General features: G+C 71.7%; 21 protein-coding genes. 14 read left to right on the forward strand and 7 right to left on the reverse strand.

Annotation, left to right across the window (positions count from 1 at the left end):
* Positions 1–251: 251 nt before the first annotated feature.
* On the reverse strand, positions 252–1,544 hold the full coding sequence (locus FH610_RS13120; RefSeq protein WP_139574623.1) for a D-arabinono-1,4-lactone oxidase: 1,293 nt from the start codon (positions 1,542–1,544) through the stop codon (positions 252–254).
* Between the two features lie 86 nt (positions 1,545–1,630).
* Positions 1,631–2,824: an MFS transporter gene (locus FH610_RS13125; RefSeq protein ID WP_139574624.1), complete on the reverse strand. Its 1,194-nt coding sequence runs from the start codon at positions 2,822–2,824 to the stop codon at positions 1,631–1,633.
* 202 nt (positions 2,825–3,026) lie between these two features.
* On the opposite strand from FH610_RS13125, the gene FH610_RS45165 reads away from it, so the two are divergent.
* Entirely contained in the window at positions 3,027–4,205 is a 1,179-nt protein-coding gene (locus FH610_RS45165) for a lytic transglycosylase domain-containing protein (RefSeq protein WP_139574625.1), read from the forward strand.
* 51 nt (positions 4,206–4,256) lie between these two features.
* Here FH610_RS45165 and FH610_RS13135 read toward each other — a convergent pair whose 3' ends face one another.
* Complete coding sequence (locus FH610_RS13135; protein WP_139574626.1) at positions 4,257–5,243, reverse strand: ferrochelatase; 987 nt, start codon at positions 5,241–5,243, stop codon at positions 4,257–4,259.
* Between the two features lie 117 nt (positions 5,244–5,360).
* Here FH610_RS13135 and FH610_RS13140 point away from each other — a divergent pair, with 117 nt between their 5' ends.
* Together FH610_RS13140 and FH610_RS13145 are read left to right on the forward strand one after the other, a co-directional pair.
* Complete coding sequence (locus FH610_RS13140; protein WP_139574945.1) at positions 5,361–7,331, forward strand: S9 family peptidase; 1,971 nt, start codon at positions 5,361–5,363, stop codon at positions 7,329–7,331.
* Positions 7,332–7,443: 112 nt separating this feature from the next.
* On the forward strand, positions 7,444–8,265 hold the full coding sequence (locus FH610_RS13145; RefSeq protein ID WP_139574627.1) for an inositol monophosphatase family protein: 822 nt from the start codon (positions 7,444–7,446) through the stop codon (positions 8,263–8,265).
* A gap of 142 nt (positions 8,266–8,407) precedes the next feature.
* Here FH610_RS13145 and FH610_RS43280 read toward each other — a convergent pair whose 3' ends face one another.
* Positions 8,408–8,572: a hypothetical protein gene (locus FH610_RS43280; RefSeq protein ID WP_167530612.1), complete on the reverse strand. Its 165-nt coding sequence runs from the start codon at positions 8,570–8,572 to the stop codon at positions 8,408–8,410.
* A gap of 241 nt (positions 8,573–8,813) precedes the next feature.
* Between FH610_RS43280 and FH610_RS13150 the strand changes: the two genes are divergently transcribed.
* From FH610_RS13150 to FH610_RS13170, 5 genes are all read left to right on the forward strand, one after another.
* Positions 8,814–9,467, forward strand: coding sequence for a response regulator transcription factor (locus FH610_RS13150; protein ID WP_139574628.1), 654 nt, complete (start codon positions 8,814–8,816; stop codon positions 9,465–9,467).
* Between the two features lie 39 nt (positions 9,468–9,506).
* Complete coding sequence (locus FH610_RS13155) at positions 9,507–10,964, forward strand: sensor histidine kinase (RefSeq protein ID WP_240808943.1); 1,458 nt, start codon at positions 9,507–9,509, stop codon at positions 10,962–10,964.
* Between the two features lie 259 nt (positions 10,965–11,223).
* Positions 11,224–11,523 carry a DUF4193 domain-containing protein gene (locus FH610_RS13160; RefSeq protein WP_030505490.1) on the forward strand — a complete coding sequence of 100 codons (300 nt, stop codon included), beginning with the start codon at positions 11,224–11,226 and terminating at the stop codon, positions 11,521–11,523.
* A 19-nt stretch (positions 11,524–11,542) separates the two neighbouring features.
* Positions 11,543–12,295 carry a hypothetical protein gene (locus FH610_RS13165; RefSeq protein WP_240808944.1) on the forward strand — a complete coding sequence of 251 codons (753 nt, stop codon included), beginning with the start codon at positions 11,543–11,545 and terminating at the stop codon, positions 12,293–12,295.
* Between the two features lie 312 nt (positions 12,296–12,607).
* Positions 12,608–14,005, forward strand: a complete 1,398-nt coding sequence (locus FH610_RS13170) for an alpha,alpha-trehalose-phosphate synthase (UDP-forming) (protein ID WP_139574629.1) — start codon at positions 12,608–12,610, stop codon at positions 14,003–14,005.
* Here the strand turns inward: FH610_RS13170 and FH610_RS13175 are convergent.
* On the reverse strand, positions 13,995–14,312 hold the full coding sequence (locus FH610_RS13175) for a DUF4235 domain-containing protein (protein WP_225898017.1): 318 nt from the start codon (positions 14,310–14,312) through the stop codon (positions 13,995–13,997). The two genes, FH610_RS13170 and FH610_RS13175, sit on opposite strands and share 11 nt — an antisense overlap.
* 69 nt (positions 14,313–14,381) lie before the next feature.
* On the opposite strand from FH610_RS13175, the gene valS reads away from it, so the two are divergent.
* The 6 genes from valS (at position 14,382) to FH610_RS13205 (ending at position 20,926) form a co-directional block, all read left to right on the forward strand.
* The gene (gene valS, locus FH610_RS13180) at positions 14,382–16,922 is read left to right on the forward strand and encodes a valine--tRNA ligase (RefSeq protein WP_139574630.1); all 2,541 of its coding nucleotides are present in this window, start codon (positions 14,382–14,384) and stop codon (positions 16,920–16,922) included.
* A gap of 302 nt (positions 16,923–17,224) precedes the next feature.
* A complete protein-coding gene (locus tag FH610_RS13185; RefSeq protein WP_139574631.1) occupies positions 17,225–18,457 on the forward strand; it encodes an AI-2E family transporter in 1,233 nt (410 codons plus the stop codon).
* 49 nt (positions 18,458–18,506) lie between these two features.
* The gene (gene dut, locus FH610_RS13190; RefSeq protein ID WP_139574632.1) at positions 18,507–18,944 is read left to right on the forward strand and encodes a dUTP diphosphatase; all 438 of its coding nucleotides are present in this window, start codon (positions 18,507–18,509) and stop codon (positions 18,942–18,944) included.
* 51 nt (positions 18,945–18,995) lie between these two features.
* Positions 18,996–19,673, forward strand: a complete 678-nt coding sequence (locus tag FH610_RS13195; RefSeq protein WP_240808945.1) for a DUF3710 domain-containing protein — start codon at positions 18,996–18,998, stop codon at positions 19,671–19,673.
* 175 nt (positions 19,674–19,848) lie between these two features.
* Positions 19,849–20,241 carry an OB-fold nucleic acid binding domain-containing protein gene (locus FH610_RS13200; RefSeq protein WP_030505482.1) on the forward strand — a complete coding sequence of 131 codons (393 nt, stop codon included), beginning with the start codon at positions 19,849–19,851 and terminating at the stop codon, positions 20,239–20,241.
* 16 nt (positions 20,242–20,257) lie between these two features.
* A complete protein-coding gene (locus FH610_RS13205) occupies positions 20,258–20,926 on the forward strand; it encodes a DUF3159 domain-containing protein (protein ID WP_139574634.1) in 669 nt (222 codons plus the stop codon).
* 62 nt (positions 20,927–20,988) lie between these two features.
* On the opposite strand, the gene FH610_RS13210 is transcribed toward FH610_RS13205, so the two are convergent.
* Together FH610_RS13210 and FH610_RS13215 are read right to left on the reverse strand one after the other, a co-directional pair.
* On the reverse strand, positions 20,989–21,657 hold the full coding sequence (locus FH610_RS13210) for a potassium channel family protein (RefSeq protein ID WP_139574635.1): 669 nt from the start codon (positions 21,655–21,657) through the stop codon (positions 20,989–20,991).
* Positions 21,657–22,325 (reverse strand): potassium channel family protein, encoded by a 669-nt coding sequence (locus FH610_RS13215; protein ID WP_139574636.1) that lies wholly within the window; start codon positions 22,323–22,325, stop codon positions 21,657–21,659. The genes FH610_RS13210 and FH610_RS13215 overlap by 1 nt, the downstream gene beginning before the upstream one ends.
* Positions 22,326–22,405: the final 80 nt, after the last annotated feature.

The raw sequence follows: 22,405 nt of genomic DNA on the forward strand, positions 1-22,405 counted from the left end.
CTCCTCAGGTGGTGCGCGCCCACCGCCCGTCCGTACGGCGCGGGCGCGGCGCACGGCGGCGTGACCGTGCCGTACGCCGTGCGGCCGGACCTGCGGGAGGGTCTCATTCCTGCTTGCTCCCTCGGGTTCGAGTGGCGCGCCGGGCTCTGGTGTGCCCGTGCTCCGCAATGTGCCTGCCCGAGGGCCGGCGCGGGCAACGCGACACGCGGAAGACGCCGGACCGTGGAGAGGGACTTTACGCGGCCATGGGGTCAGCCTTCCCGCGACGCGCCGAGCACCCGGTCGAGGTAATCGTTGGAGAACAGCCCGTTCGGGTCCATCTCGCGGCGCAGCGCGAGGAAGTCGCCGAACCTCGGATACACGCCACGCAGGTAGTCCGCGTCGCGGGTGTGCAGCTTGCCCCAGTGGGGCCGGCCCCCCAACCTGGCCATGATTTCCTCCACGCCCTCGAAGTACGCGGGGTTGGGCGCCTGGCGGTAGACGTGGCAGGCGACGTACGCCGAGGGCCTGCCGTACGCGGTGGACAGCCAGGCGTCCGAGGGCGGCGTGACCCGCACCTCGACCGGGAAGGTGATCGGCCAGCCCGACCGCTCCACGAGGTCCCGCGTCTCCCGCAGGGCCTGGGCGAGGTGGTGGCGCGGGACGGCGTACTCCATCTCCAGGAAGCGGACCTCGCGCACCGAGGTGAAGATCTTGTAAGAGGTGTCGACGCACTCCGACGAGCCGAGCATGCGCGCGGAGATCCCGTTGATCGCGGGCACCGCGCCGGGGAGGCGGGCCCCGAGAGCGCAGGCCGCGCCGAACAGCGTGTTCTCCAGGAAGACGTTGTCGAGCCAGCGCTTGAAGGCGGCCGGCGGCCGGGCGGGGCCTGGGTGGCGGTTGTTGCGCTTGACCAGGCAGGTGTCGGTGTGCGGGAGCCAGAAGAAGTCGAGGTGGTCGTCGGCCTCCGTCAGGTCGTCCAGCGCGTCGAGGATCCGGCTGAACGCCATCGGCTCGCGACGGTTGCGCAGCAGGAACGCGGGTTCGACCCGGAACGTGACGGCGGTCAGGATGCCGAGCGCGCCGAGGCCCACCCGGGCCGCGTCGAACAGGTCGCCCTCGCGCACGGTCGTCACGGAGCCGTCGGCGAGCACCATCTCCAGCTCGACGACCTGGTCGGCGAGACCGCCGACGTGCCTGCCGGTGCCGTGGGTCCCGGTCTGGATCGCCCCGGCGGCGGTCTGGGCCGTGATGTCGCCCATGTTGGCCAGCGCCATCCCACGCCGGTGGAGTTCCTCGTTGAGCGCGTGGAGCGGGGTGCCCGCGGCGACCTTGACCCACCCGTCGCCCGCGTCGAGGACACCGGTCAGCGCGCCGGGGCGCAGCAGGATGCCGTCGGTGAGCGCGACCCCGGTGAACGAGTGCCCCGTGCCGGTCATGCGCACCCGCCGGCCCGTCTTCGCGGCGTCCCGTACGGCGTCGGCGACCTCGGCCGCCGACGCGGGGGCGCGGACCTCCGCGGGGGTGATCGACTGGTTGCGCGCCCAGTTGACGAAGGCGTCCATGCTCCTCCTCGCCCCGGCACCTGCCCCGGGGTGAACATGAACACTACTCATGAATCGCCCCGCTGCCTACGGGGCCGGCCTCGGTCTCAGTTCGTGTGCTGGTGACGCACCCGGACCAGCGCCGAGCCGGCGAGGCCCACGACGGCCGCGAGCAGCGCGCAGGCGTAGGAGAAGCCGTACGCGTTGGACGCCCCGAACACGTCGGTCAGCCGTCCGCCGGCCCAGGAGCCCACCGCCACACCGAGGTTGATCGAGGTGGTGATCCACGCCATGCCCTCGTTGAGCTGGGCCGCCGGAACCAGGCGCTCCACCAGCGAGAACCCGGTGATGATGGTGGGTGAGATGGACAGGCCGGCGACGAAGAGCGCCAGCGCCATGACCCGCACGTCGCGCATGAGCAGCACCGGCGTGAGCCCGGCGGCGAACAGCGACAGCCCGCGGACGAACCGGGCGCGCAGGCTGATCTTCCACTGCCGGGAGCCGTACCACAGGCCGGAGACCGCGCTGCCGCACGCGATCGACGCGAGCAGCAGACCGGCCGCGGCCTTGCTGCCGTGCTCCTCCGCGAAGGCCACGGTGGTGATGTCGACGGAACCGAACACCGCGCCCATGGCCAGGAACACCGCCGACAGCAGCGCCACGCCCGGGATCGCGATCGGGGACCCGGCCGCCCCCCGGTGCCGTACGGCAGGCGGTTCGGTGGCGCGGAGCGAGGCGAACGCCACCGTGCCCGACACGGTCAGCACGATCGCGGCGATCAGGCCCGCGTAGGGGTTGATCGCGATCGTGAGGGCGGTCACGAAGGCGGGGCCGCCGACGAAGATCACCTCGTCGGCCACGGACTCGAACGAGAACGCGGTGTGCAGCTTGGCGGGGTCACCGAGCACGTGCGACCAGCGGGCCCGGACCATCGAGCCGAGCGAGATCCCGGTGGCCCCGGCCGCCGCGCCGGCGGCGTACAGCGTCCATTCGGGGGCCCCGGCGTGCGCGCACAGCATCAGGGTGGTGAGCGAGCAGGCGTGCAGCAGCACCAACGGGAGCAGCACCCGCGCCTGGCCGAACCGGTCCACCAGCCGCCCGGTGAGGGGCCCGGCCACGGCGACCGCGATGGAGAAGGTCGCCGCCACGGCCCCCGCCTTCGCGTACGAACCGGTGATGGCGGTGATCAGCAGGATGACGCCGATGCCGAGCATCGACATGGGCGCCCGCCCGACGAACCCCGCGATGACGAAGCCCTTGACTCCGGGCGTGCCGAACAGCCCGCGATACGGCCCGACCATGGTGTGTTCCCCTTCGGCACTGTGGTGCGTGTGCGTCCGGGCCGGTCGTTCGACAGCGGCGGCGGCCCCGGGCGGTCCCGGGACACGCGGACGGCGTTTGTCTCCGTTTCGACCATCGCCCACCCGCATATCATGAGGCAAGTGATTTTTCCGCGTCGGGGGTGGAGGGGCTGAGGTGAGGTCGTCCACTCATTCCGCCTCCATGCGGCTCCGCCCGATCGTGACCGGCCTCGCGGTCGTGATCCTGAGCGTCATCGCCGCGGGCACCGCCTTCCTGGTCACCTGGCCCGGTGACGGCGCGCTGGCGGCCGGCGGCGGCCGGGCGGAGACGGACCGTACGCGGGCCGACAACCCCCTTCCGGCCGCGCGGGCGACGGCGGGAAGCCTCATGCCCGACCGTACGCTGCCGTCGAGCGCGCCCGTCGTCGGCGGGCCCGGCGTGCAGGTCACGCTGCCGCACCTCCTGGCGATCTCCCCGAAGCGGGTGCCGCAGAGCACCCTGTTGAAGATCGCCAAGCTGCGGCACGTGCAGAAGGTGGTGGTCGCCGACGGCGGCGCGGTGCACGTGTCCGGCACGGCCCTGCGGCTGCTCGCGGTCGACCCGGCCACGTTCCGGTCGTGGACGCCGAAGAACGTGGCCGATCACCCGGAGGTGTGGAGCGCGCTCGCGCGGGGCGAAATGGTCGCCGACGCGGCCACGGTCAAACGTCTCGGCATGCTGCTCGGCGCGGAGTACCAGATCGACCGGGGCCCCCGGCTGCGCGTCGCCGCCTCGGCCTCGCTCGGGCTGCCCGGCGTCGACGGCCTGGTCAGCCAGGACCTGGGCCGCAAGCTCGGCTTCCCCGGCGGCGTCGTGGTGCTGGTCCACGGCGACCCGGGCAAGGTGAGCGACAAGGCGGTCGCGCGATTGCTCGGCAAGGGCGCGCAGGTCGAGAGGGTCGGCGCGGCCGCCGTCCGGCCGCGGGCCACGGCCACGCCGGGGCGGGCCCTGGTGGGACGGCCCACGAGCTACCTGGACCTCTACCAGCGGTCCGCCACCGTCTGCCCCGGCCTCTCGTGGACCGTCCTGGCCGCCATCGGCCAGGTCGAGAGCAGCCACGGCCGCAACAACGGCCCCTCGTCCGCGGGGGCGCTCGGGCCGATGCAGTTCATGCCCGCCACCTGGAAGGTGTACGGCGTGGACGGCGACGGTGACGGCGAGGCGGACATCTGGAGTCCCTACGACGCGGTGCCGTCGGCCGCCAAATACCTGTGCGCCAACGGGGCCGGCGCAGGCGGCGACAAGCTCAGGAAGGCCGTGTGGTTCTACAACCACTCCTGGGACTACGTGAACAAGGTCCTGTCGCTCGCGGAGGCGTACGCCCGCACGTACGCCTCCTGACGCGCGGGAGGGACCCGCGACGGCGGGTCCTGCCGTCCCGCTCCGGCGCCGCTAACGGCCCGGCCGGTGGGCGGGCCGGACGGGCGCCGGGCAGCAGGTCGCCGCGCACGGCGCGGGCTCGGGCTCGGCGAGCAGTTCGCCCACCATCGACACGAACCGCGGGTGGGTGCCCGCGGTCGAGGCCCTGGTGAGGGCCATGCCGAGCTTCTCGGCCGTGGCCGCGGCCTCCACATCGAGGTCGTAGACGACCTCCATGTGGTCGGAGACGAACCCGATGGGCACCAGGACGGCCGACCGCACGCCCTCGGCGTGCAGCGCCTCCAGGTGGTCGCAGACGTCGGGCTCCAGCCAGGGCACCTGCGGCGGGCCGCTGCGGCTCTGCCAGACCAGGTCCCAGGCCCGCCCCTCGTCGACGTGCGTGGTCACCAGTTCGGCGGCCCGCCTGAGCTGGGCCTCGTACGCGCCCCCCGCGGGTCCGGCCGTGCGGGCCATGGAGACGGGGATGCTGTGCGCGGTGAACACGAGGCGGGCCTGTTCGCGGGCGTCGGCGGGCAGCCGGTCGAGGGCCTCGCGGGTGTGGTCGGCCATCGCCGCGATGAACCCGGGATGGTCGTAGTAGTGGCGGAGCTTGACGATCTCGGGGGCGCCGGGGACGGCGGCGCGGGCACGGGCGATGTCGTCGAGGTACTGCCGGCAACTGGAGTAGGAGCTGTAGGCCGCGGTGACGAAGGCCGCCGCCTTGCGGACGCCGTCCTCCTTCATCCGCAGGACCGTGTCCTCGAGGAACGGGTGCCAGTTGCGATTGCCCCAGTAGACGGGCAGGTCCACGTCGAGCGCGGCGATCAGGTCGCGGCACTGCCGGTTGATCGGGCTGACCCCGCCGAACCTCTGGTAGTGCGCCTCGACCTCCAGCAGCCGCTCGCGCGGCACGCCCCGGCCGCGCACGACGTTCTCCAGGAACGGCATGACGTCGTCGGGTTTCTCCGGCCCTCCGAAGGAGACGACCAGCAGGGCGTCGTATCCGTTGGTGCTCCCCATGCGCCACACCTTACGCGGACGGTACGACGGTTCCGCCCGCGCCTGTATCGCTTGGGTGGTGCGTGCGTCAGCGAGTAGGTTCGAGCGGTGAGCCAATTTCCGGACATCCGCGAATACATGGCCCTGCCGCGCGTGAACGCCCTGCGGCTGTCGCCCGACGGGACCCGGCTCGTGTCCGTGGTCCAGTCGCTCAACCCCGACGGCAAGTCGTACGGCGCCGCGCTGTGGGAGATCCCCCAGGACCCCGGAGGCGAGCCCCGCCGGCTGACCCGGTCGGCGAAGGGAGAGGCGGGGGCCGAGTTCGCCCCCGACGGGACCCTGTTCTTCGTCTCCCGGCGGCCCGACGAGACGGCGAAGGAGAGCGGCGGCGACACGGCCGCCCTGTGGCTGCTGCCCGAGCGCGGCGAGCCGGTGCGCGTCGCCACCCGCCCCGGCGGGATCGGCGGGGTGCGGGCGGCGGGCGGCGCGGTCGTCTACACCTCCGAGGTGCTGCCCGGCGACGCCGCCACCGAGGAGGAGCGGCGCAAGGCCCGCGAGGAGGCCGGGGTCAGCGCGATCCTGCACGAGGGCTACCCGGTGCGCTACTGGGACCACGACCTCGGCCCGGCCGAGACCCGGCTGTTCGCCGGCCGCGCCGTACGCGAGGGCCTGGAGGACGTGCGCGATCTCACGCCCGCACCCGGCGGCGCGCTGAACGAGCACCTGTCTTTCGACCTCACCCCGGACGGGCGGACCGTGGTCGCGACCTGGCGGGTGCCGCTCCCGAACGGCGACGTCCGCTGGGACCTGGTCGCGATCGACGTCGCGGACGGGTCGCGGCGGACGCTCGCGACGTCCGAGGGGCACGACTTCGCCGGGCCGGTCACGGTGTCGCCGGACGGGCGGCGGGTCGCCTGCGTGCGGGAGCGGCACGGCGCCGAGGAGACGCAGGTCGCGCTCGACCTGTGGGTGATCGACCTGGCCACCGGTGAAGGGCGCGCGGTCGCCCGGGAGATCTTCCCCGCCTCGGTCGCGTGGGCGCCCTCCTCGCGAGAGCTCTTCTTCGCCGCCGACCACCGGGGCCGCAGGCCGGTCTTCCGGGTCGGCACAGAGGTCGGCACAGAGGTCGGCACAGAGGGCGAGCCCACGCGGCTGACCTCGGACGACGGCGCCTACGCCGAGCTGTGCCCGGCGCCCGACGGCTCGGTCTACGCCCTGCGCGGCGCGATCGACTCGCCGCCGCGGCCGGTGCGGATCGCGGCCGACGGCTCCGTGACGACCCTGCCCTCGCCCGTGCCGCCGCTGGACCTGCCCGGCACGCTGACCGAGGTGACCGCGACGGCCGAGGACGGGACCGAGATCCGCGGCTGGCTGGTCGTCCCCGCGGAGGCGACCGCCGAGGACCCCGCACCGTTCCTGCTGTGGATCCACGGCGGTCCGCTGTCGAGCTGGAACGACTGGAGCTGGCGCTGGAACCCCTGGCTCATGGCCAGGCACGGCTACGCCGTGCTGCTGCCCGACCCCTGTCTGTCCACCGGGTACGGCCAGGACATGATCAAGCGGGGCTGGGGCGACTGGGGGCCGGTGACCCACGCCGACCTCATGGCGATCACGGACGAGTGCCTCAAGCGGCCGGAGATCGACGAGCAGCGGACGGCGGCGATGGGCGGCTCGTTCGGCGGCTACATGGCCAACTGGGTCGCCGGGCACACCGACAGGTTCCGGGCGATCGTGACGCACGCCTCACTGTGGAACCTGGACCAGTTCGCGGGCACCACCGACGGCGCGAACTACTGGCAGCGGGAGTTCGGCGCCCTCGGGTCCGCCCGCTACGCCCGGTTGTCGCCCCACCGGTGGCTCGGCGAGATCAGGACGCCCATGCTGGTGATCCACGGCGACAAGGACTACCGCGTGCCGATCGGCGAGGGCCTGCGGCTGTGGTGGGACCTCCAGCGCTCGGGGGTCGAGTCGAAGTTCCTCTACTTCCCCGACGAGAACCACTGGGTGCTCAAGCCCGGCAACGCGATCGCCTGGTACGAGACCGTTCTGGCCTTCCTCGCGCAGCACGTCCTGGGCGAAGGGTGGACCCGGCCGCCGTCCCTGAGCTGACCGTTGAGTGGCGGTACACCCTGATTTGGGAGGATGTCACCCATGCGGCCGACGCCCGAGCCGGGCGCCGGCCGCTTCGATGTGAGCACGTACGAGGAGGGGGCAGGCCAGGATGGACGAGCGGGAGTACCGGCATGACCGCGCGCGGGCGGAGGAGCTGCTGGAGCTGGCGACCGGCATAGCGGAGGAGGCCGGCCAGATGCTTCTCGCCAAGCGGCCCGCGCGGCCCGAGGTGCTCGCCACCAAGTCGAGCCCCACCGACGTCGTCACCGCGCTCGACCGGGCCGCGGAGGAACTGATCCGCAGCAGGATCGCCGAGGCCAGGCCGCGCGACGCGGTCCTCGGCGAGGAGGGCGGCGACACCCCCGGTGAGGGAGGCGTCCGGTGGGTCGTCGACCCCATCGACGGCACGGTCAACTTCCTGTACGGCCTGCCGGACTGGGCGGTCAGCATCGGCGTCGAGGTGGACGGCGAGATCGTCGCCGGAGTGGTGCACAACGTGCCGCGCGGCGAGTTGTTCACCGCGTCGAAGGGCGGCGGCGCCTGGCTCAGGGGCGAGCGGCTGCGCTGCAACACCGGTGTCCCGCTGGCCAAGGCCCTCGTCGCCACCGGGTTCGGCTACGCGGCGGGGCGGCGCCGGGTGCAGGCCGAGGTGCTGGCGCAGGTGGTGCCCCAGGTCAGGGACATCCGGCGCGGCGGCTCGTGCGCGGTCGATCTCTGCTCGGTCGCCGCGGGCCGCGTCGACGCCTACTACGAGCGCGGCGCCAACTACTGGGACCACGCGGCGGCCGGCCTGATCGCCGTGGAGGCCGGAGCCCGCCTCGGCGGCCTGAACGGCAGGCCGGTCAGTCCCGACATGGCGCTGTGCGCGGCCCCTGGGCTCTTCGAGGAACTGCACGACCTGCTCGTTCCCCTCGACCCCGAGCGCGACTGAGGACCCGCACGTCTGTCTCGGAGCCGCCGTGAATTCGCGCCGCGTTCGCGCTGACTTCGCGCGGACTTCACGCTGACTTCACCCTGCGCACAGGCGAGGGGGCCCGCCGTACGGCGGGCCCCCTCGTCAGTGTCGGTTCCGATCAGCGCTGGATGTCGATGCCGTGATCCTCGGCGAGGCGGTGAAGGTCCTCGATCTCGGCGGTGAGGGTGTCGGCGAGGAAGTCGTCCCCGCTCGTGGTGGCCTCTTCAAGACCCTTGTAGGCCTGGTCGAGCCTGGTTTCGATCGTGGTCGTGAACTCGCCCATCTCACCTTCTTTCTCAGGGGGCGAAACGTGTCACGGGGGGCTACGGCACGGGTCCTACGGAGAGGCGCGCCCTTCCCCGGCACACGACAATGGAGGGTGTCACGGGCCTACCCATGTCCGGGTCGGGCGTAAACCTGTGAATTTCTGTGCTCTACGTCACGTAGAGCGCCGGAACCGCTTACCGGCGGCTTACGTCGAATATGGCCACAATGAGGGGCGTCGTACCAGCTAGGAGGACTTGATGCGCGTGCTTGTGGTGGAGGACGAGCGGGTGCTCGCGGACGCGATCGCCACCGGCCTCCGCCGGGAGGCGATGGCCGTGGACGTCGCCTACGACGGCGCCACCGCCTTGGAGAAGACCGGCTACATCGACTACGACGTGATCGTGCTCGACCGCGACCTGCCCAAGGTGCACGGCGACGAGGTGGCCCGCCGCCTGGTCGCCCAGCGGTCGGCTTCGCGGATCATCATGCTGACGGCCGCGGGCGACGTGGACGACAAGGTCGAGGGGCTGGAGCTGGGCGCCGACGACTATCTGGCCAAGCCGTTCGTGTTCATGGAGCTCGTGGCCCGGGTGCGCGCGCTCGGCCGCAGGTCCGCGCCGCCGCTGCCGCCCGTGCTCGAACGCGCCGGCATCCGGCTCGACCCCGGCAAACGCCAGGTGGCGAGGGACGGAATCGAGGTCAACCTCACCAAGAAGGAGTTCGCGGTGCTGGAGGAGCTGATGCGGGCCGAGGGCGCCGTCGTCAGCCAGGAGGACCTGCTCGACAAGGCGTGGGACGAGAACATCGACCCGTTCACCAACGTGGTCAGGGTGACCATGATGACGCTGCGCAAGAAGCTGGGCGATCCGCCGGTCATCGAGACCGTGCCCGGTGTCGGGTACCGGCTGTGACGACCCGCGCCATCACCGCGTCCCGGGAGAGGGGGCCCTGTGAGCGAACCGCGTGACGCCTCCGAGGGGAGGACGCCCCGGATTCTCCCGCCGCCCGCTGAATCGGACGCCGCCACGACCTCGCCGGACGTGGTGGCTCCGCCGGCCGGCGGGCAGGCCCCGGCGGGTCGCACCCGGCGGATGTCGAACCCGATGGGCACCGGCCCCTACCGCAGCCAGGTGCCGCCGCCGCCCAGCGGCCCGCCCGCCTGGGACGGCCCGCCGCCCCTGGTCGCCCACCCCGTGCAGCGGGGCACCCTGCTCAACGAGATCAAGTCGCTGCAGAACCGCGTCAGCATCCGCTGGCGCCTGACCCTCACGTACGCCGCGCTGGTCTTCGTCGCCGGCGCGCTGCTGGTCATGGTCATGTATGTGCTGATCGGCCAGGCGATCGACATCGGCTGGCAGAGTGTGCCGCAGATCATATTCCCGCGGGGGAGCGTGCCGCAGGAGTGGATCGACGAGGCCAACCACCAGTTCGCCCAGTCGCAGGCGGAGGTCACCGCGGTGGCGCGGGCCGAGCTGCTGAAGCGGGCGCTGCTGGCGCTGCTGGGCGTGGGGATCCTGGCGCTGATGCTGGGATACCTCGTGGCGGACCGGGCGTTGCGGCCCGTCATCAAGATGACGGCGACCGCGCGGAAGCTGTCGGAGACCTCGCTCGCCCACGAGCGCATCGACCTCCAGGGCCCCGACGACGAGCTGAAGGAGCTGGCCGACACCTTCGACGCGATGCTCACCCGGCTCAACACCGCCTTCGACGCGCAGCGGAGGTTCGTGGACAACGCCTCGCACGAGCTGCGGACGCCGCTGGCGATCAACCGTACGGTGCTGGAGGTGGCCCTGTCCGACCCTGAGGCGTCGGACGATCTCAAGGTGCTGGGGCGCACGCTCCTCGGCACCACCGCACGCAACGAGCGGCTGATCGAGGGCCTGCTGCTGCTCGCCCGCAGCGAGCGCGAGCTGTCGGTGCGAAAGCCCGTGGACGTCCAGGAGGTCGCCAGGACGGCGGTGGAGCAACTGGCCCCCTTCGCCGGGGAAGAGGGCGTGACGGTCGAGCACGACCTCCACCCGGCGGCCACGACGGGTGACCCCGTTCTCATAGAACGCTGCGTCTCCAACCTCGTCGAGAACGGCATCAAGCACAATCTCGGCGAGTCCGGAAAAGTATGGGTCCGGTCGGGAATTGTCGACGGGGGTGCGGTTGTTCAGGTCGCGAACACGGGACCGCACGTTCCCGCGTACGAGGTGGAGAGCCTGTTCGAGCCGTTCCGGCGCTTGAATGCCGACCGGGTTCAGTCCGCCAAGGGCGCGGGTCTCGGCCTGTCCATCGTGCGCGCGATCGTCCGCGCGCACGGCGGAACGGTCGCCGCCGTCCCCCGCGACGGGGGCGGTCTCGTGGTGACGGTGCGTCTCTCCGGGGCCGGGGCATCTCCGGGGACGCCGCAGTCGGCGCGCTGATGGAGCGTGCACGCCGCACATGTGGTTGGATGTGCCGTCGAACGCGGTGGGGATACCGCCGATACTGTGGTTTTCGCCATATTTGGCTAACCGCAGCCCCCGGTGGGATGCCCCTCGCGTGTCGGAAGGTTCAGTGTTCGTTCAAGCGGGTACCGAATGCACAATTTACCGGCCCCCGCGGGCACAACACCGGCCTTCCGAGCGTTATCCACGCGCGACATCAGGCGCAGGCAGATAGATGAGGGGGATGGAGTAGCAGATGGCTACCGACTACGACAGCCCGCGTAAGACCGACGACGACCTCAACGAGGACAGCCTCCAGGAACTCCAGGCGCGCAGGAGCGACAAGTCGTCGGGCAGCATCGACATCGACGAGACCGATCTGGCCGAGTCGTTGGAGCTGCCGGGGGCGGATCTGTCGAACGAGGAGCTCTCGCTGCGGGTGATTCCTCGGCAGGCCGATGAATTCACCTGCTCGCGGTGCTTCCTGGTGCACCACCGCAGCCAGCTGGCCTCGGAGAAGAACGGCCAGCAGGTCTGCCGCGAGTGCGCCGCCTAGGAGACCCTTGGGAGGGTCCGTGACTTCAGCAGCGGATGAATCAAACAACGAGGTGGCCGACCTGGTCGGCAAACTCGTCGCCCCTGAGGAGACGGACGGGGCCGAGCGGCGTCGGCTGCTCGGCCGCCTCAGCGGGGCCTTGGCAAGGTCCGCCAGGAAGGCACGTGAACGGGGGGTCGGCCGGGGCCGATGGCTGGCCGACGTCTTCATGAACATCGCCCCGCGGTTACCGGTCAGGGATTACGAGACGCTGCGGGAGCACCACTACGGGCTCACCGGCGAGCAACTCGCCGACGATCTCGTCCGCACCGCCGCGAAGGCGACGACGGCGGTCGGCGCGGTCGGCGGAGCGCTCGCCGCGGCCGAGTTCGCCGCCCCGCCGCTCCTGCTTTCCGCACCCGCCCAGATCGTGGCCGAGACGCTGGTCGTCGCGGCCATCGAAGTGAAGCTCCTCGCCGAACTGCACGAGGTGTACGGCGTGAAGGTCCCCGGCAACGGCACCCAGAGGGCGGCCGCGTTCGCGCTCGCCTGGTCGAAGCAGCGGGGCGTCAACCCCCTCGCCCCCGGCTCGGCCACGCTCGCACTCGGGGCCGCCGCCAAGACCGCCCTGCGCAACCGCCTGATGCGCACGCTCGGCCGTCACCTCACCACGCTCGGCCCCTTCCTCACCGGCGCCGTGGCCGGCGGCGCGCTGAACCGGGTCGCCACCAGAAAACTCGCCGCCGCCGTGCGCGCGGATCTGCGCCGCCAGCACGCCCTGCCGCCAGGCTGACCCCCTCCCTCCGGGCCGATCTCCCCTCCCGTGCCGGTCCCCGTACCGCGGTCTCGGCCCTTTCCCGTCCGGTCTCCGTCCCTCCGGTGACGCGCGGCGGCCCGGTGCCCGTCCCAATCGGCACTCTCCGGCCGTCCTGATCTTCCAGATAGAGAAGTGTCACCGATTGGTCTAAACCTCTTGCCGACCCCGTATGAGCTGCGTGAGATCATTCTCACAGTCATAGGCGTGGATTGTGCACGTTCTTACGGGTATGGGGGTCACTGGTGACTTTCCGTATGGTGGTCACAGGCGACCACCTGGAGGGGATTCATGCGTGGCACCAGCTCATTTCTGATCGTCGCGAACCGGCTGCCGGTCGATCGCGTGGGCGAGAACGAGTGGCGGCGCAGCCCGGGCGGGCTCGTAACCGCCATCGCGCCCGTCATGCAACGCCGTGACGGGGCCTGGCTCGGCTGGACCGGGGCGGCGGGAGAGGAGCTGAAGCCTTTCGACCACGACGGGATGCACCTGATCCCCATCCCGCTGTCGCAGCTCGAGGTCGAGCTGTACTACGAAGGCTTCTCCAACGCCACACTGTGGCCGCTCTACCACGACGTGGTCGCCACGCCCGTCTACTCGCGTGTGCTCTGGGACGCGTACCGGGCGGTCAACGACCGGTTCGCCCGCGCGGCCGCGGACGCCGCCGCGCCCGGCGCGGTCGTGTGGGTGCAGGACTACCAGCTCCAGCTCGTGCCCGCGATGCTGCGGAAGCTGCGGCCCGACCTGAAGATCGGGTTCTTCCTGCACATCCCGTTCCCGCCGGGCGAGCTGTTCTACCAGCTGCCCTGGCGCAACGAGATCCTCGAAGGACTGCTCGGGGCCGATCTCGTGGGCTTCCAGCGGCCGGGCGGCGCCGCCAACTTCCTGCGCCTGTGCCGCAGACTGCTCGGCGTGCAGTACCTCCGCAACGAGATCCAGCTCGAGGACCGGACGGTCCGTGCCGAGTCGTTCCCGATCTCGGTCGACTTCGGCGAGCTGGACCAGCTCGTCCGGGAGCCGCGCGTCCAGCAGCGGGCCAAGGAGATCCGCGCCGAGCTGGGCGATCCCGAGCACGTGCTGCTCGGCGTCGACCGGCTCGACTACACCAAGGGCATCGGCCAGCGGCTCAAGGCGTTCGGCGAGCTGCTCGACGACGGCTCGATCAAGCCGGACGAGGCGGTCTTCGTGCAGGTCGCCACGCCCACCCGCGAGCGGGTCGCCGAGTACATCCGGCTGCGCAACGACATCGAGCTGCGGGTGGGCCGCATCAACGGCGAGCACGGCGTGCTCGGCCGCATGCCGATCTCCTACCTCCACCAGTCGTACAACAAGGAGGAGCTCGCGGCGCTCTACTGCGCGGCCGACGTCATGGTCGTCACGCCGCTGCGCGACGGCATGAACCTCGTCGCCAAGGAGTACGTCGCCTGCCGCCACGACCTGCGCGGGGCGCTCGTGCTGAGCGAGTTCGCCGGGGCGGCCGACGAGCTGCGCCAGGCCTACATGGTCAACCCGTACGACATCGCCGGCATGAAGCGGACGATGCTGGCGGCGATGCGGGCGACCCCGCACGAGCTGGCGCGCCGGATGCGCTCGCTCAGGCGCAGGGTCGCGACCTACAACGTGGACAGGTGGGCCAGCGACTTCCTCACGGCCCTGGAGTCCGGGGAGCCGGCCGCTCCTAGGGAGTGAGGTCCCGGGCGGCGTCCTTCCAGGAGCGCCACTTCTTCGCCGCCGACCGCGTGACGACGATCCGCGTGATCTCCATGCCCAGGCCCATCACCACGGCGTACGCGATGGCCTCGCCGAGCCCGATGTCGGGGGAGTCGGCGCTCGCCGGCGGCTTCTTGCCGGTCGCCTTCTCCCACGCGAACGACAGCACCTTGCGCGAGCAGAAGCCCACCGCCAGGCCGAGCAGGCCGCCGACGATCCGCCACTGCATGTCGGGCTTGTCCGTCGCGCCGAGTTCGCGCTTGGCCTCCCGAGCCATGTCCGCCATGATTCCTCCTCGATAACGACCTTAGTGTCTCCCCGCGGGGTGACGGTCCACGCCATACCATGTGGTGGCATGACCGAACAGCGACTCCCCGCAGCCATGCCCGAGAAACCAACACTCGACGGCTTGGAGGCGGTATGGGTAGCGCGCTGGGAGGCCGAGGGCACCTACCGGTTCGACCGGTCCCGGAGCAGGGACGAGGTCTACTCCATCGACACCCCGCCGCCCACCGTGTCCGGGTCCCTTCACGTGGGGCACGTCTTCTCCTACACGCACACGGACACGATCGCCCGCTACCAGCGGATGCGGGGGCGCGAGGTCTTCTACCCGATGGGGTGGGACGATAACGGCCTGCCCACCGAGCGCCGCGTGCAGAACCACTTCGGCGTGCGCTGCGATCCCTCAATGCCGTACGACCCGGGCTTCACGCCGCCGGAGAAGCCGGACGCCAAGCGGCAGGTGCCGATCTCGCGCCGCAACTTCATCGAGCTGTGCGAGCGGCTGACCGCCGAGGACGAGAAGGCGTTCGAGGAGCTGTGGCGCCGCCTCGGCCTGTCGGTGGACTGGTCGATGACCTATGCGACCATCGACGCCGACGCCCGGGCGGCATCCCAGCGCGCGTTCCTGCGCAACCTCGCCCGCGGCGAGGCGTACGTCGCCGAGGCCCCGACTCTGTGGGACGTGACGTTCCGCACGGCGGTGGCCCAGGCCGAGCTGGAGGACCGGGAGTGGCCCGGCGCCTTCCACCGCATCGGGTTCGAGGGTCCGGACGGCGGCGGCGCCGACGGCATGGTGTGGATCGAGACGACCCGGCCCGAGCTGATCCCGGCCTGCGTGGCGCTGGTCGCCCACCCCGACGACGAGCGCTACCGGCCGTTGTTCGGCACCACCGTCCGCACCCCGGTCTTCGGGGTCGAGGTGCCGGTCGTGGCCCACCACCTCGCCGAGCCCGACAAGGGCTCGGGCATCGCGATGATCTGCACGTTCGGCGACGTCACCGACGTGACCTGGTGGCGCGAGCTCGACCTGCCCACCCGGCCGATCATCGGCTGGGACGGCCGCCTGCTCCCCGAGCCGCCGCAGGGCGTGCCGGTCGAGCCGTACGCCGAGCTGGCCGGCAAGACCGTGCACAGCGCGCGCGAGCGCATCGTGGAGATGCTGCGCGAGTCCGGCCACCTGGACGGCGAGCCGCGCAGGATCCAGCGGCCGGTGAAGTTCTACGAGAAGGGCGACCGGCCCCTCGAGATCGTCACCACCCGGCAGTGGTACATCCGCAACGGCGGCAGGGACGTCAAGCTGCGCGCCGAGCTCCTGGAGCGCGGCCGGGAGCTGGAGTGGCACCCGCCGCACATGCGGGTCAGGTACGACAACTGGGTGGAGGGCCTGGCGGGCGATTGGCTGATCTCCCGTCAGCGGTTCTTCGGCGTGCCGATCCCGGTCTGGTATCCGCTCGACGCCGACGGCGAGCCGATCTACGAGGCGCCGGTCGTCCCGCCGGAGTCGGCGCTGCCGGTGGACCCGTCCAGCGACGTCCCGCCCGGCTTCTCGGAGGACCAGCGGGGCAAGCCGCTCGGCTTCACCGCCGACCCCGATGTCATGGACACCTGGGCGACCTCCTCGCTGAGCCCGCAGATCGCGGCCGGGTGGGAGCGCGACGACGACCTGTTCCGCCGCGTGTTCCCGATGGACCTGCGGCCCCAGGCCCACGAGATCATCCGCACCTGGCTGTTCTCCACGATCGTGCGGTCGCACCTGGAGCACGGCGGGCTGCCCTGGCGGCACGCGGCGATCTCCGGGTGGATCCTCGACCCCGACCGCAAGAAGATGTCGAAGTCCAAGGGCAACGTGGTCACGCCCATGGGCCTGCTGGAGGAGTACGGCTCCGACGCGGTCCGCTACTGGGCGGCGAACGGGCGTCCCGGCACCGACACGGCGTTCGACACCGGGCAGATCAAGATCGGCCGCCGGCTGGCCATCAAGATCCTCAACGCGTCGAAGTTCGTGCTCGGCTTCCGGTCCGAGGGCGGCGGCGAGGTCACCGAGCCGGTCGACCTGTCCATGCTCGCCGCGCTGGGGGCGGTCGTCGCCGAGGCCACCGAGGCTTTCGAGTCGTACGACTACACCAGGGCGCTGGAACGGACCGAACGCTTCTTCTGGTCGTTCTGCGACGACTACCTGGAGCTGGTCAAGGCCCGCGCGTACGACGGGGACGCCTCGGCCGTCGCCGCCCTGCGGCGGGCGCTCGGCGTGCTGCTGCGGCTGTTCGCGCCGTTCCTGCCGTTCGTGACCGAGGAGGTCTGGTCGTGGTGGCGCGAGGGCTCGGTGCACCGCGCCGCCTGGCCGTCCCCGGACGAGCTGCGCGAGGCGCGGCACGGCGATCCCGCGGTGCTGGACGCCGTGGCGGAGGTGCTCCGCCGGGTGCGGCGGGCCAAGTCCGAGGCGCGGCTGTCGATGCGGGCCGAGGTCGCCCGGCTGACCGTGTCGGGGGACCAGGCGGACCTCGTCCGGGTGGCCCAGGACGACCTGTGCGCGGCCGGCAACGTCGAGGAGTTCGTCCTCGAATACGGTGACGGCCCGCTCGACGCGGTGGCCGAGCTAGGTCGTGTCCCGTGATCTTTCTCGCCTACTGCGGTCGCTACGGCAAAAGATCACGGGACACTCCCTGACCGCGTGAGGCCACCGCCGGCCACCGCCGCGCCTGCGGGTGACGGCGGTGGCCGGCGACGCTTTGGGGCGTTCCAGGGCGTTCCCGGGTATTTCGGCGCGCGGCCGGGGGCCCGCGGAGGGTTGGTGGCGAAACGACCGCCATACGCGGGTAAAACGACTGCGCGTCCCGCCCGCCGACATGCCAGGCTGGATCCGTGATCCCGTCTAACCGCAGTACCACGGACAGGGTTCCGCCGACGCTGGCCACGATGGCCGCGTGGAGCTGGCGGCTGCTGCTGCTCGGCGGGATGGTCTACGTCCTGTGGCTGATCATCGAGAGAATCAGCTTCGTCGTCATGCCGGTGGTGGTCGCGCTGCTGCTCGCGGCCCTGCTTCATCCGCTGACCCGGCGGCTGCGCGCCACCGGGCTCCGGCCGATCTACGCGACGTGGATCACGATGCTGCTCGGCCTCGCGCTGATCGTCGGCATCGGGTTCCTGATCGGCGTGCGGGCGAACGAGGAGTTCCCCCGGCTGGTCCTGCAGATCCAGGTGACCGTGCGCAACGCGCAGGACTGGCTGCTGCACGGGCCCCTTCATCTGAAGGAGGCGCAGATCGCCGACTTCGTGGACCAGCTCAGCAGCCAGGTGACCCAATACCGCAGCCAGATCACCAGCACGCTGCTGAGCGGCGCCACCGCGGTCGTCGAGGTGCTCACCTCCATCGTGCTGATCCTGTTCGTGACCTTCTTCCTGCTGAAGGACGGCGAACGGATCTGGGCCTGGTTCCTGCGCTCCTTCGGCCGCGCCGCGCCGCGCGTGGACCGGGCGGGCCGTGCCGCATGGGCGACGATCTCCCACTACGTGCACGGCACGGTCGCGGTCGCGGCCATCCACGGGCTCGTGATCGGAGTGGTGCTCGCGGGGATGCAGGTGCCGCTGTGGGCGCCCCTCGCGGTGCTGGTCTTCGTGGCCAGCTTCATCCCGATCGTCGGCATCCTGTTCGCGGGCACCATCGCGACGCTGGTGACCTTCGGCTCCCGGGGCTGGTTCCTGGCGCTGATCTTCGTGGGCATCCTCGTGGTCGAGCAGCAGCTGGAGAACCACGTGCTCCAGCCGCTCATCGTGGGCCGGGCCCTGGAGTTCCACCCCTTGGCGATCATCCTCGTCCTCGCGGTGGGCGGCGTGCTCGGCGGCATCGCGGGCGCCGTGGTGGCCGTGCCGCTCACGGCGGTCATCTACCGCGCGCTCCCCGAACTGCGCCGCGGCCAGCCCGCCATCGAGCCACCGGCCGAAGGCGGCCCGCCCGGCGCCGCGGAGGCCGGAGCCGGGGACGTGCCCCCGCACCCGGAGCCCGGCGCCGAGGAGCTCGCGCACTCTCACGCGTCCCAGCCCGCCGCTTCAGGGCACAGCGAGCAGAGCGGACAGGGCGGGCAGGAGCCGGAGACGGCACGCCCGTCCTCCGGAGCGGGAGAGGCGGTGTCCCCCCAGCGCAACGGGTAGGGTCTTGCCCCATGAGCGACCGCATCAGGGAACACGTCGAGGCCGCCCGGTGAGCGTCGAGATCCTGATCCACCGGCTCGACCCGGACCTTCCGCTCCCGTCGTACGCGCATCCGGGCGACGCCGGGGCCGACCTGTACGCGGCGGAGGACGTCGAGTTGCTGCCCGGCGAGCGGGCGGTTGTGCGGACCGGCGTCGCCATCGCGCTGCCGGACGGGTACGCCGCCTTCGTCCATCCGCGTTCGGGTCTGGCGGCCCGGCACGGCGTCACGCTGGTCAACGCGCCGGGCACGATCGACGCCGGCTACCGGGGCGAGATCAAGGTGACGATGATCAACACCGACGCCAAGGACCCGGTACGGCTCCGGCGCGGTGACCGCATCGCCCAGCTCGTCGTCCAGCGGGTGGAACGGGCGGCGTTCTACGAGGTCGACCGGTTGCCCGGCTCCGTACGGGGCACGAACGGGTTCGGCTCGACGGGGAGCTGACACCGCGGGGCCCGGGAACCGGGCCACGATGCGAGGAGAGTGAGAGAAGTGGTGCGACGCCGGCAACGCGCTGAGGAGGAGACCGCACAAGCCGTCGTGCGGGGGGAGAGCCCCGCCCCGGTGCGGACGACGGGCCCCTGGGACGCCGATGACGACTACCCGGAGGCCGAGCGCGTGGACCTGGGGGGCCTGCGCCTGCCCGTCGGCCCCGGATTCGAGATCCAGCTCAGCATGGCGGGCGACCAGGTCGACGGTGTGATCGTCCTGGTCGAGGAGAGCGCCCTGCAGGTGAACGCCTTCGCCGCGCCCAAGCGCAGCGGGATCTGGGACGAGGTGCGCGCCGAACTCGCCCGTGAGGTGGTGGCCGCCGGCGGCTCGGCCGATGACCGGGACGGCCCGTTCGGCCCCGAGATCGCGGCCGAGGTGCCCGCGCAGGGCCAGGCGCAGGGACGGCAGCCGGTGCGCTACGTCGGCGTCGACGGGCCGCGCTGGTTCCTCCGCGCCGTGATCAGCGGCAGGGCGGCGGTCGACCCGGAGGCGGCGCGGATCCTGGAGGACGTCGTGCGCGGCATCGTCGTCGTGCGCGGTGACGAGCCGATGCCGCCCAGGGAGGCGATCCAGCTCCGTCTGCCCGCCGAGGCGAGACAGGCCATGGAGGAGCAGCAGGGATCCGGGCGGGAGGAGTTCCGGCCCTTCGAGCGCGGTCCGGAGATCAGCGAGATCCGCTGACGCCCGTCCGGGATGCGCCGGTTGACCGAATCGGGGGGCAAGCCCATCCTGACCGTCCTTCTGACCCGTAAGCGGCTCACGTATGCTGCGGTGGGAAACGACCGGCCTAGGCTGGAGCCAGGACGACGAATCCCTCCGAAGGGGATCGCGAACGAGGAAGCTGGGTGAGTGACCGATGGGCACGCCGGAGCCTGCCAGACGCGGCGGACTGCGGGGCTTCTTCCGAAGGCTGACCACCAGCCAGGCCGAACTGGAGGCCGCCGAGCTCCAGGAGGACCTGGAGCAGCAGGGGGCCACTCCCATCGCGCGGTGCGGTGAGCGCCAGCGGACGTGCGTGGCGGGTACGCTGCGCACCGTGACCCTCCGCCCGCGCGGCGGCGCGCCCGCCCTCGAGGCGGAGCTGTACGACGGTTCGGACGTGATCGACCTGGTCTGGCTCGGCCGCCGGAAGATCGCCGGCATCGAGCCGGGCCGGGTGGTGCGGGCCGAAGGACTGGTCAGCGTCCAGGACGGCCGCAAGGTCATGTTCAACCCCCGCTACGAGCTACGCCCGGCCGGTGGCCCTTGATCTCTCAGGAGACCGTATGAGCACAGCGGACATGACGGCGCCCGCGGCGCACGCCACCGTCGAGGCGGCGGTTCGCGCCCAGATGAGCAAGGCGCTGGGCGGCAGGCGCGGGATCGTCGAGGCGGCGGTGCCCACAATCGCCTTCACCGGCACGTGGATGGGCACCAACGAGCTGAAGACCTCGCTGATCGTCGGCGTCGCCTCGGCGGTGGTGCTCCTGCTGGTGCGGCTCGCACAGCGCACGACGCCGCAGTTCGTGCTCAACAGCCTCGTCGGCATCGGGATCGGCGCGTTCTTCGCGGCCCGCACCGGCGACGCCAAGGACGTGTTCCTGCCGGGGATCCTCTACAACGCGGCCTACGCCGCCGGCATGCTGCTGTCGATCGTGGTCCGCTGGCCGATCGTGGGCTTCCTGATCGGCTCGGTGACCGGCGACCCGACGGCGTGGCACAGCGACACCGCGCTGGTCCGGCTGTGCTCGCGGCTCACGTGGCTGCTCATGCTGCCCTGCCTGCTGCGGGTGGTGGTCCAGCTGCCGCTCTACTGGGCGGACCAGGTGACCGCCCTCGGCGTGGCCAAGATCGCCCTGGGCTGGCCGCTGCAGGTCGCGGGGCTCGCCGCGATGGTGTGGGTGCTCGCGCGGGGCCGCACCCCGCTCGAGCCGCCGGCGCAGCCGTCCGTCTGACACTCAGGCGCAGAGACGACTCAGGCCCCGGGCACGCGCCCGGGGCCTGAGTCGTGTGCGGGTCAGGGACGCTCGTGGGCCGACAGCAGCTCGGTGAGCTCCTGCTCGACCTCCTGGCTGGCCACGAACAGCAGCTCGTCGCCGGCCTCCAGCGGGTCGTCGGCCGAGGGGACCAGCACCCGGCCCTCGCGCAGGATCGCCACGAGGGCGGCGTCCACCGGCCACGGCACCGACCCCGCCCGCTGGCCCACCACCGGGGCGTCCTCGGCCAGCGTGAGCTCCACCAGGTTGGCCTGGCCCTGCCGGAAGGTCATCAGGCGCACCAGGTCGCCGACGCTGACCGCCTCCTCGACCAGGGCAGACAGCAGGCGCGGGGTGGAGACGGCGACGTCCACGCCCCACGACTCGTTGAACAGCCACTCGTTCTTGGGGTGGTTGACCCGGGCGACCACCCGCGGCACGCCGTACTCGGTCTTGGCGAGCAGCGAGACCACGAGGTTGACCTTGTCGTCGCCGGAGGCGGCGATCACGACCTGGCAGCTGTTCAGCCCGGCCTCGTCCAGCGAGGAGATCTCGCAGGCGTCGGCGAGCAGCCACTCGGCCCGCGGCACGCTGTCGATCTTGATGGCGCGGGGGTCGATGTCGATGAGCAGGACCTCGTGCCCGTTCTCGAGGAGCTCCGCCGCGATGGAGCGGCCGACGGCTCCGGCGCCGGCGATGGTGACGCGCATCAGTGCTCCTCGTCGGACGGCGGGGCGGACAACACCTTGTTGATGCGGTCCATGTCGTTCTCGGCGGCGACCAGGTGGAGGAGATCGCCCTCCTGGAGGACGGTCGCGTCCTTCGGCACGAGCGCCTCGCCCATACGGTTGACGAAGGCCACGCGCGCGCCGGTGACGTCCTCGATCACCCTGGCCCGGGTGCCGATCCAGCCCTGGTGGAAGGCCACCTCGGCGAGGACGACCGTGCCGGTCGGGTCCCGCCAGAAGGGCTCGGCGCCCTCGGGCAGCACCCGGCGCAGGATCTGGTCGGCGGTCCAGCGGACGGTCGCCACGGTGGGGATGCCGAGCCGCTGGTAGACCTCGGCCCGGCGGGGGTCGTAGATGCGGGCGACCACGTTGTCCACGCCGAACATCTCCCGCGCGACCCGGGCGGAGATGATGTTGGAGTTGTCCCCGCTGCTCACGGCGACGAAGGCGGCGGCCGAGGCGATGCCGGCCTCTTCGAGCACGTCGCGGTCGAAGCCGATGCCGGTGACCCTGCGGCCCCGGAAGCCGGCCCGCAGCCGCCGGAAGGCCTGCGGGTCGCGGTCGATCACGGCGACCGAGTGCCCGTTGTCCTCAAGGATGTGCGCCAGAGTCGAGCCGACCCGTCCGCATCCCATGATCACAATATGCATGCTCCCCCGCCGTGGGTTGTGGCGGTCTCCTAATGCAGACAGTATGTCGCCACTGCCGGGCACCGCATGACCCGGGCACG

This window comes from Microbispora catharanthi (assembly GCF_006334915.2).
Taxonomy (GTDB): domain Bacteria; phylum Actinomycetota; class Actinomycetes; order Streptosporangiales; family Streptosporangiaceae; genus Microbispora; species Microbispora catharanthi.

What these genes read in the sequence shown, in the direction of transcription:
- FH610_RS13120 (WP_139574623.1), bottom strand. Translation starts at nt 1,544, where the DNA reads ATGGACGCCTTCGTCAACTGGGCGCGCAACCAGTCGATCACCCCCGCG.
- FH610_RS13125 (WP_139574624.1), bottom strand. Translation starts at nt 2,824, where the DNA reads ATGGTCGGGCCGTATCGCGGGCTGTTCGGCACGCCCGGAGTCAAGGGC.
- FH610_RS45165 (WP_139574625.1), top strand. Translation starts at nt 3,027, where the DNA reads ATGCGGCTCCGCCCGATCGTGACCGGCCTCGCGGTCGTGATCCTGAGC.
- FH610_RS13135 (WP_139574626.1), bottom strand. Translation starts at nt 5,243, where the DNA reads ATGGGGAGCACCAACGGATACGACGCCCTGCTGGTCGTCTCCTTCGGA.
- FH610_RS13140 (WP_139574945.1), top strand. Translation starts at nt 5,361, where the DNA reads ATGGCCCTGCCGCGCGTGAACGCCCTGCGGCTGTCGCCCGACGGGACC.
- FH610_RS13145 (WP_139574627.1), top strand. Translation starts at nt 7,444, where the DNA reads ATGGACGAGCGGGAGTACCGGCATGACCGCGCGCGGGCGGAGGAGCTG.
- FH610_RS43280 (WP_167530612.1), bottom strand. Translation starts at nt 8,572, where the DNA reads ATGGGCGAGTTCACGACCACGATCGAAACCAGGCTCGACCAGGCCTAC.
- FH610_RS13150 (WP_139574628.1), top strand. Translation starts at nt 8,814, where the DNA reads ATGCGCGTGCTTGTGGTGGAGGACGAGCGGGTGCTCGCGGACGCGATC.
- FH610_RS13160 (WP_030505490.1), top strand. Translation starts at nt 11,224, where the DNA reads ATGGCTACCGACTACGACAGCCCGCGTAAGACCGACGACGACCTCAAC.
- FH610_RS13170 (WP_139574629.1), top strand. Translation starts at nt 12,608, where the DNA reads ATGCGTGGCACCAGCTCATTTCTGATCGTCGCGAACCGGCTGCCGGTC.
- FH610_RS13175 (WP_225898017.1), bottom strand. Translation starts at nt 14,312, where the DNA reads ATGGCGGACATGGCTCGGGAGGCCAAGCGCGAACTCGGCGCGACGGAC.
- valS (WP_139574630.1), top strand. Translation starts at nt 14,382, where the DNA reads ATGACCGAACAGCGACTCCCCGCAGCCATGCCCGAGAAACCAACACTC.
- FH610_RS13185 (WP_139574631.1), top strand. Translation starts at nt 17,225, where the DNA reads ATGGCCGCGTGGAGCTGGCGGCTGCTGCTGCTCGGCGGGATGGTCTAC.
- FH610_RS13200 (WP_030505482.1), top strand. Translation starts at nt 19,849, where the DNA reads ATGGGCACGCCGGAGCCTGCCAGACGCGGCGGACTGCGGGGCTTCTTC.
- FH610_RS13205 (WP_139574634.1), top strand. Translation starts at nt 20,258, where the DNA reads ATGAGCACAGCGGACATGACGGCGCCCGCGGCGCACGCCACCGTCGAG.
- FH610_RS13210 (WP_139574635.1), bottom strand. Translation starts at nt 21,657, where the DNA reads ATGCGCGTCACCATCGCCGGCGCCGGAGCCGTCGGCCGCTCCATCGCG.
- FH610_RS13215 (WP_139574636.1), bottom strand. Translation starts at nt 22,325, where the DNA reads ATGCATATTGTGATCATGGGATGCGGACGGGTCGGCTCGACTCTGGCG.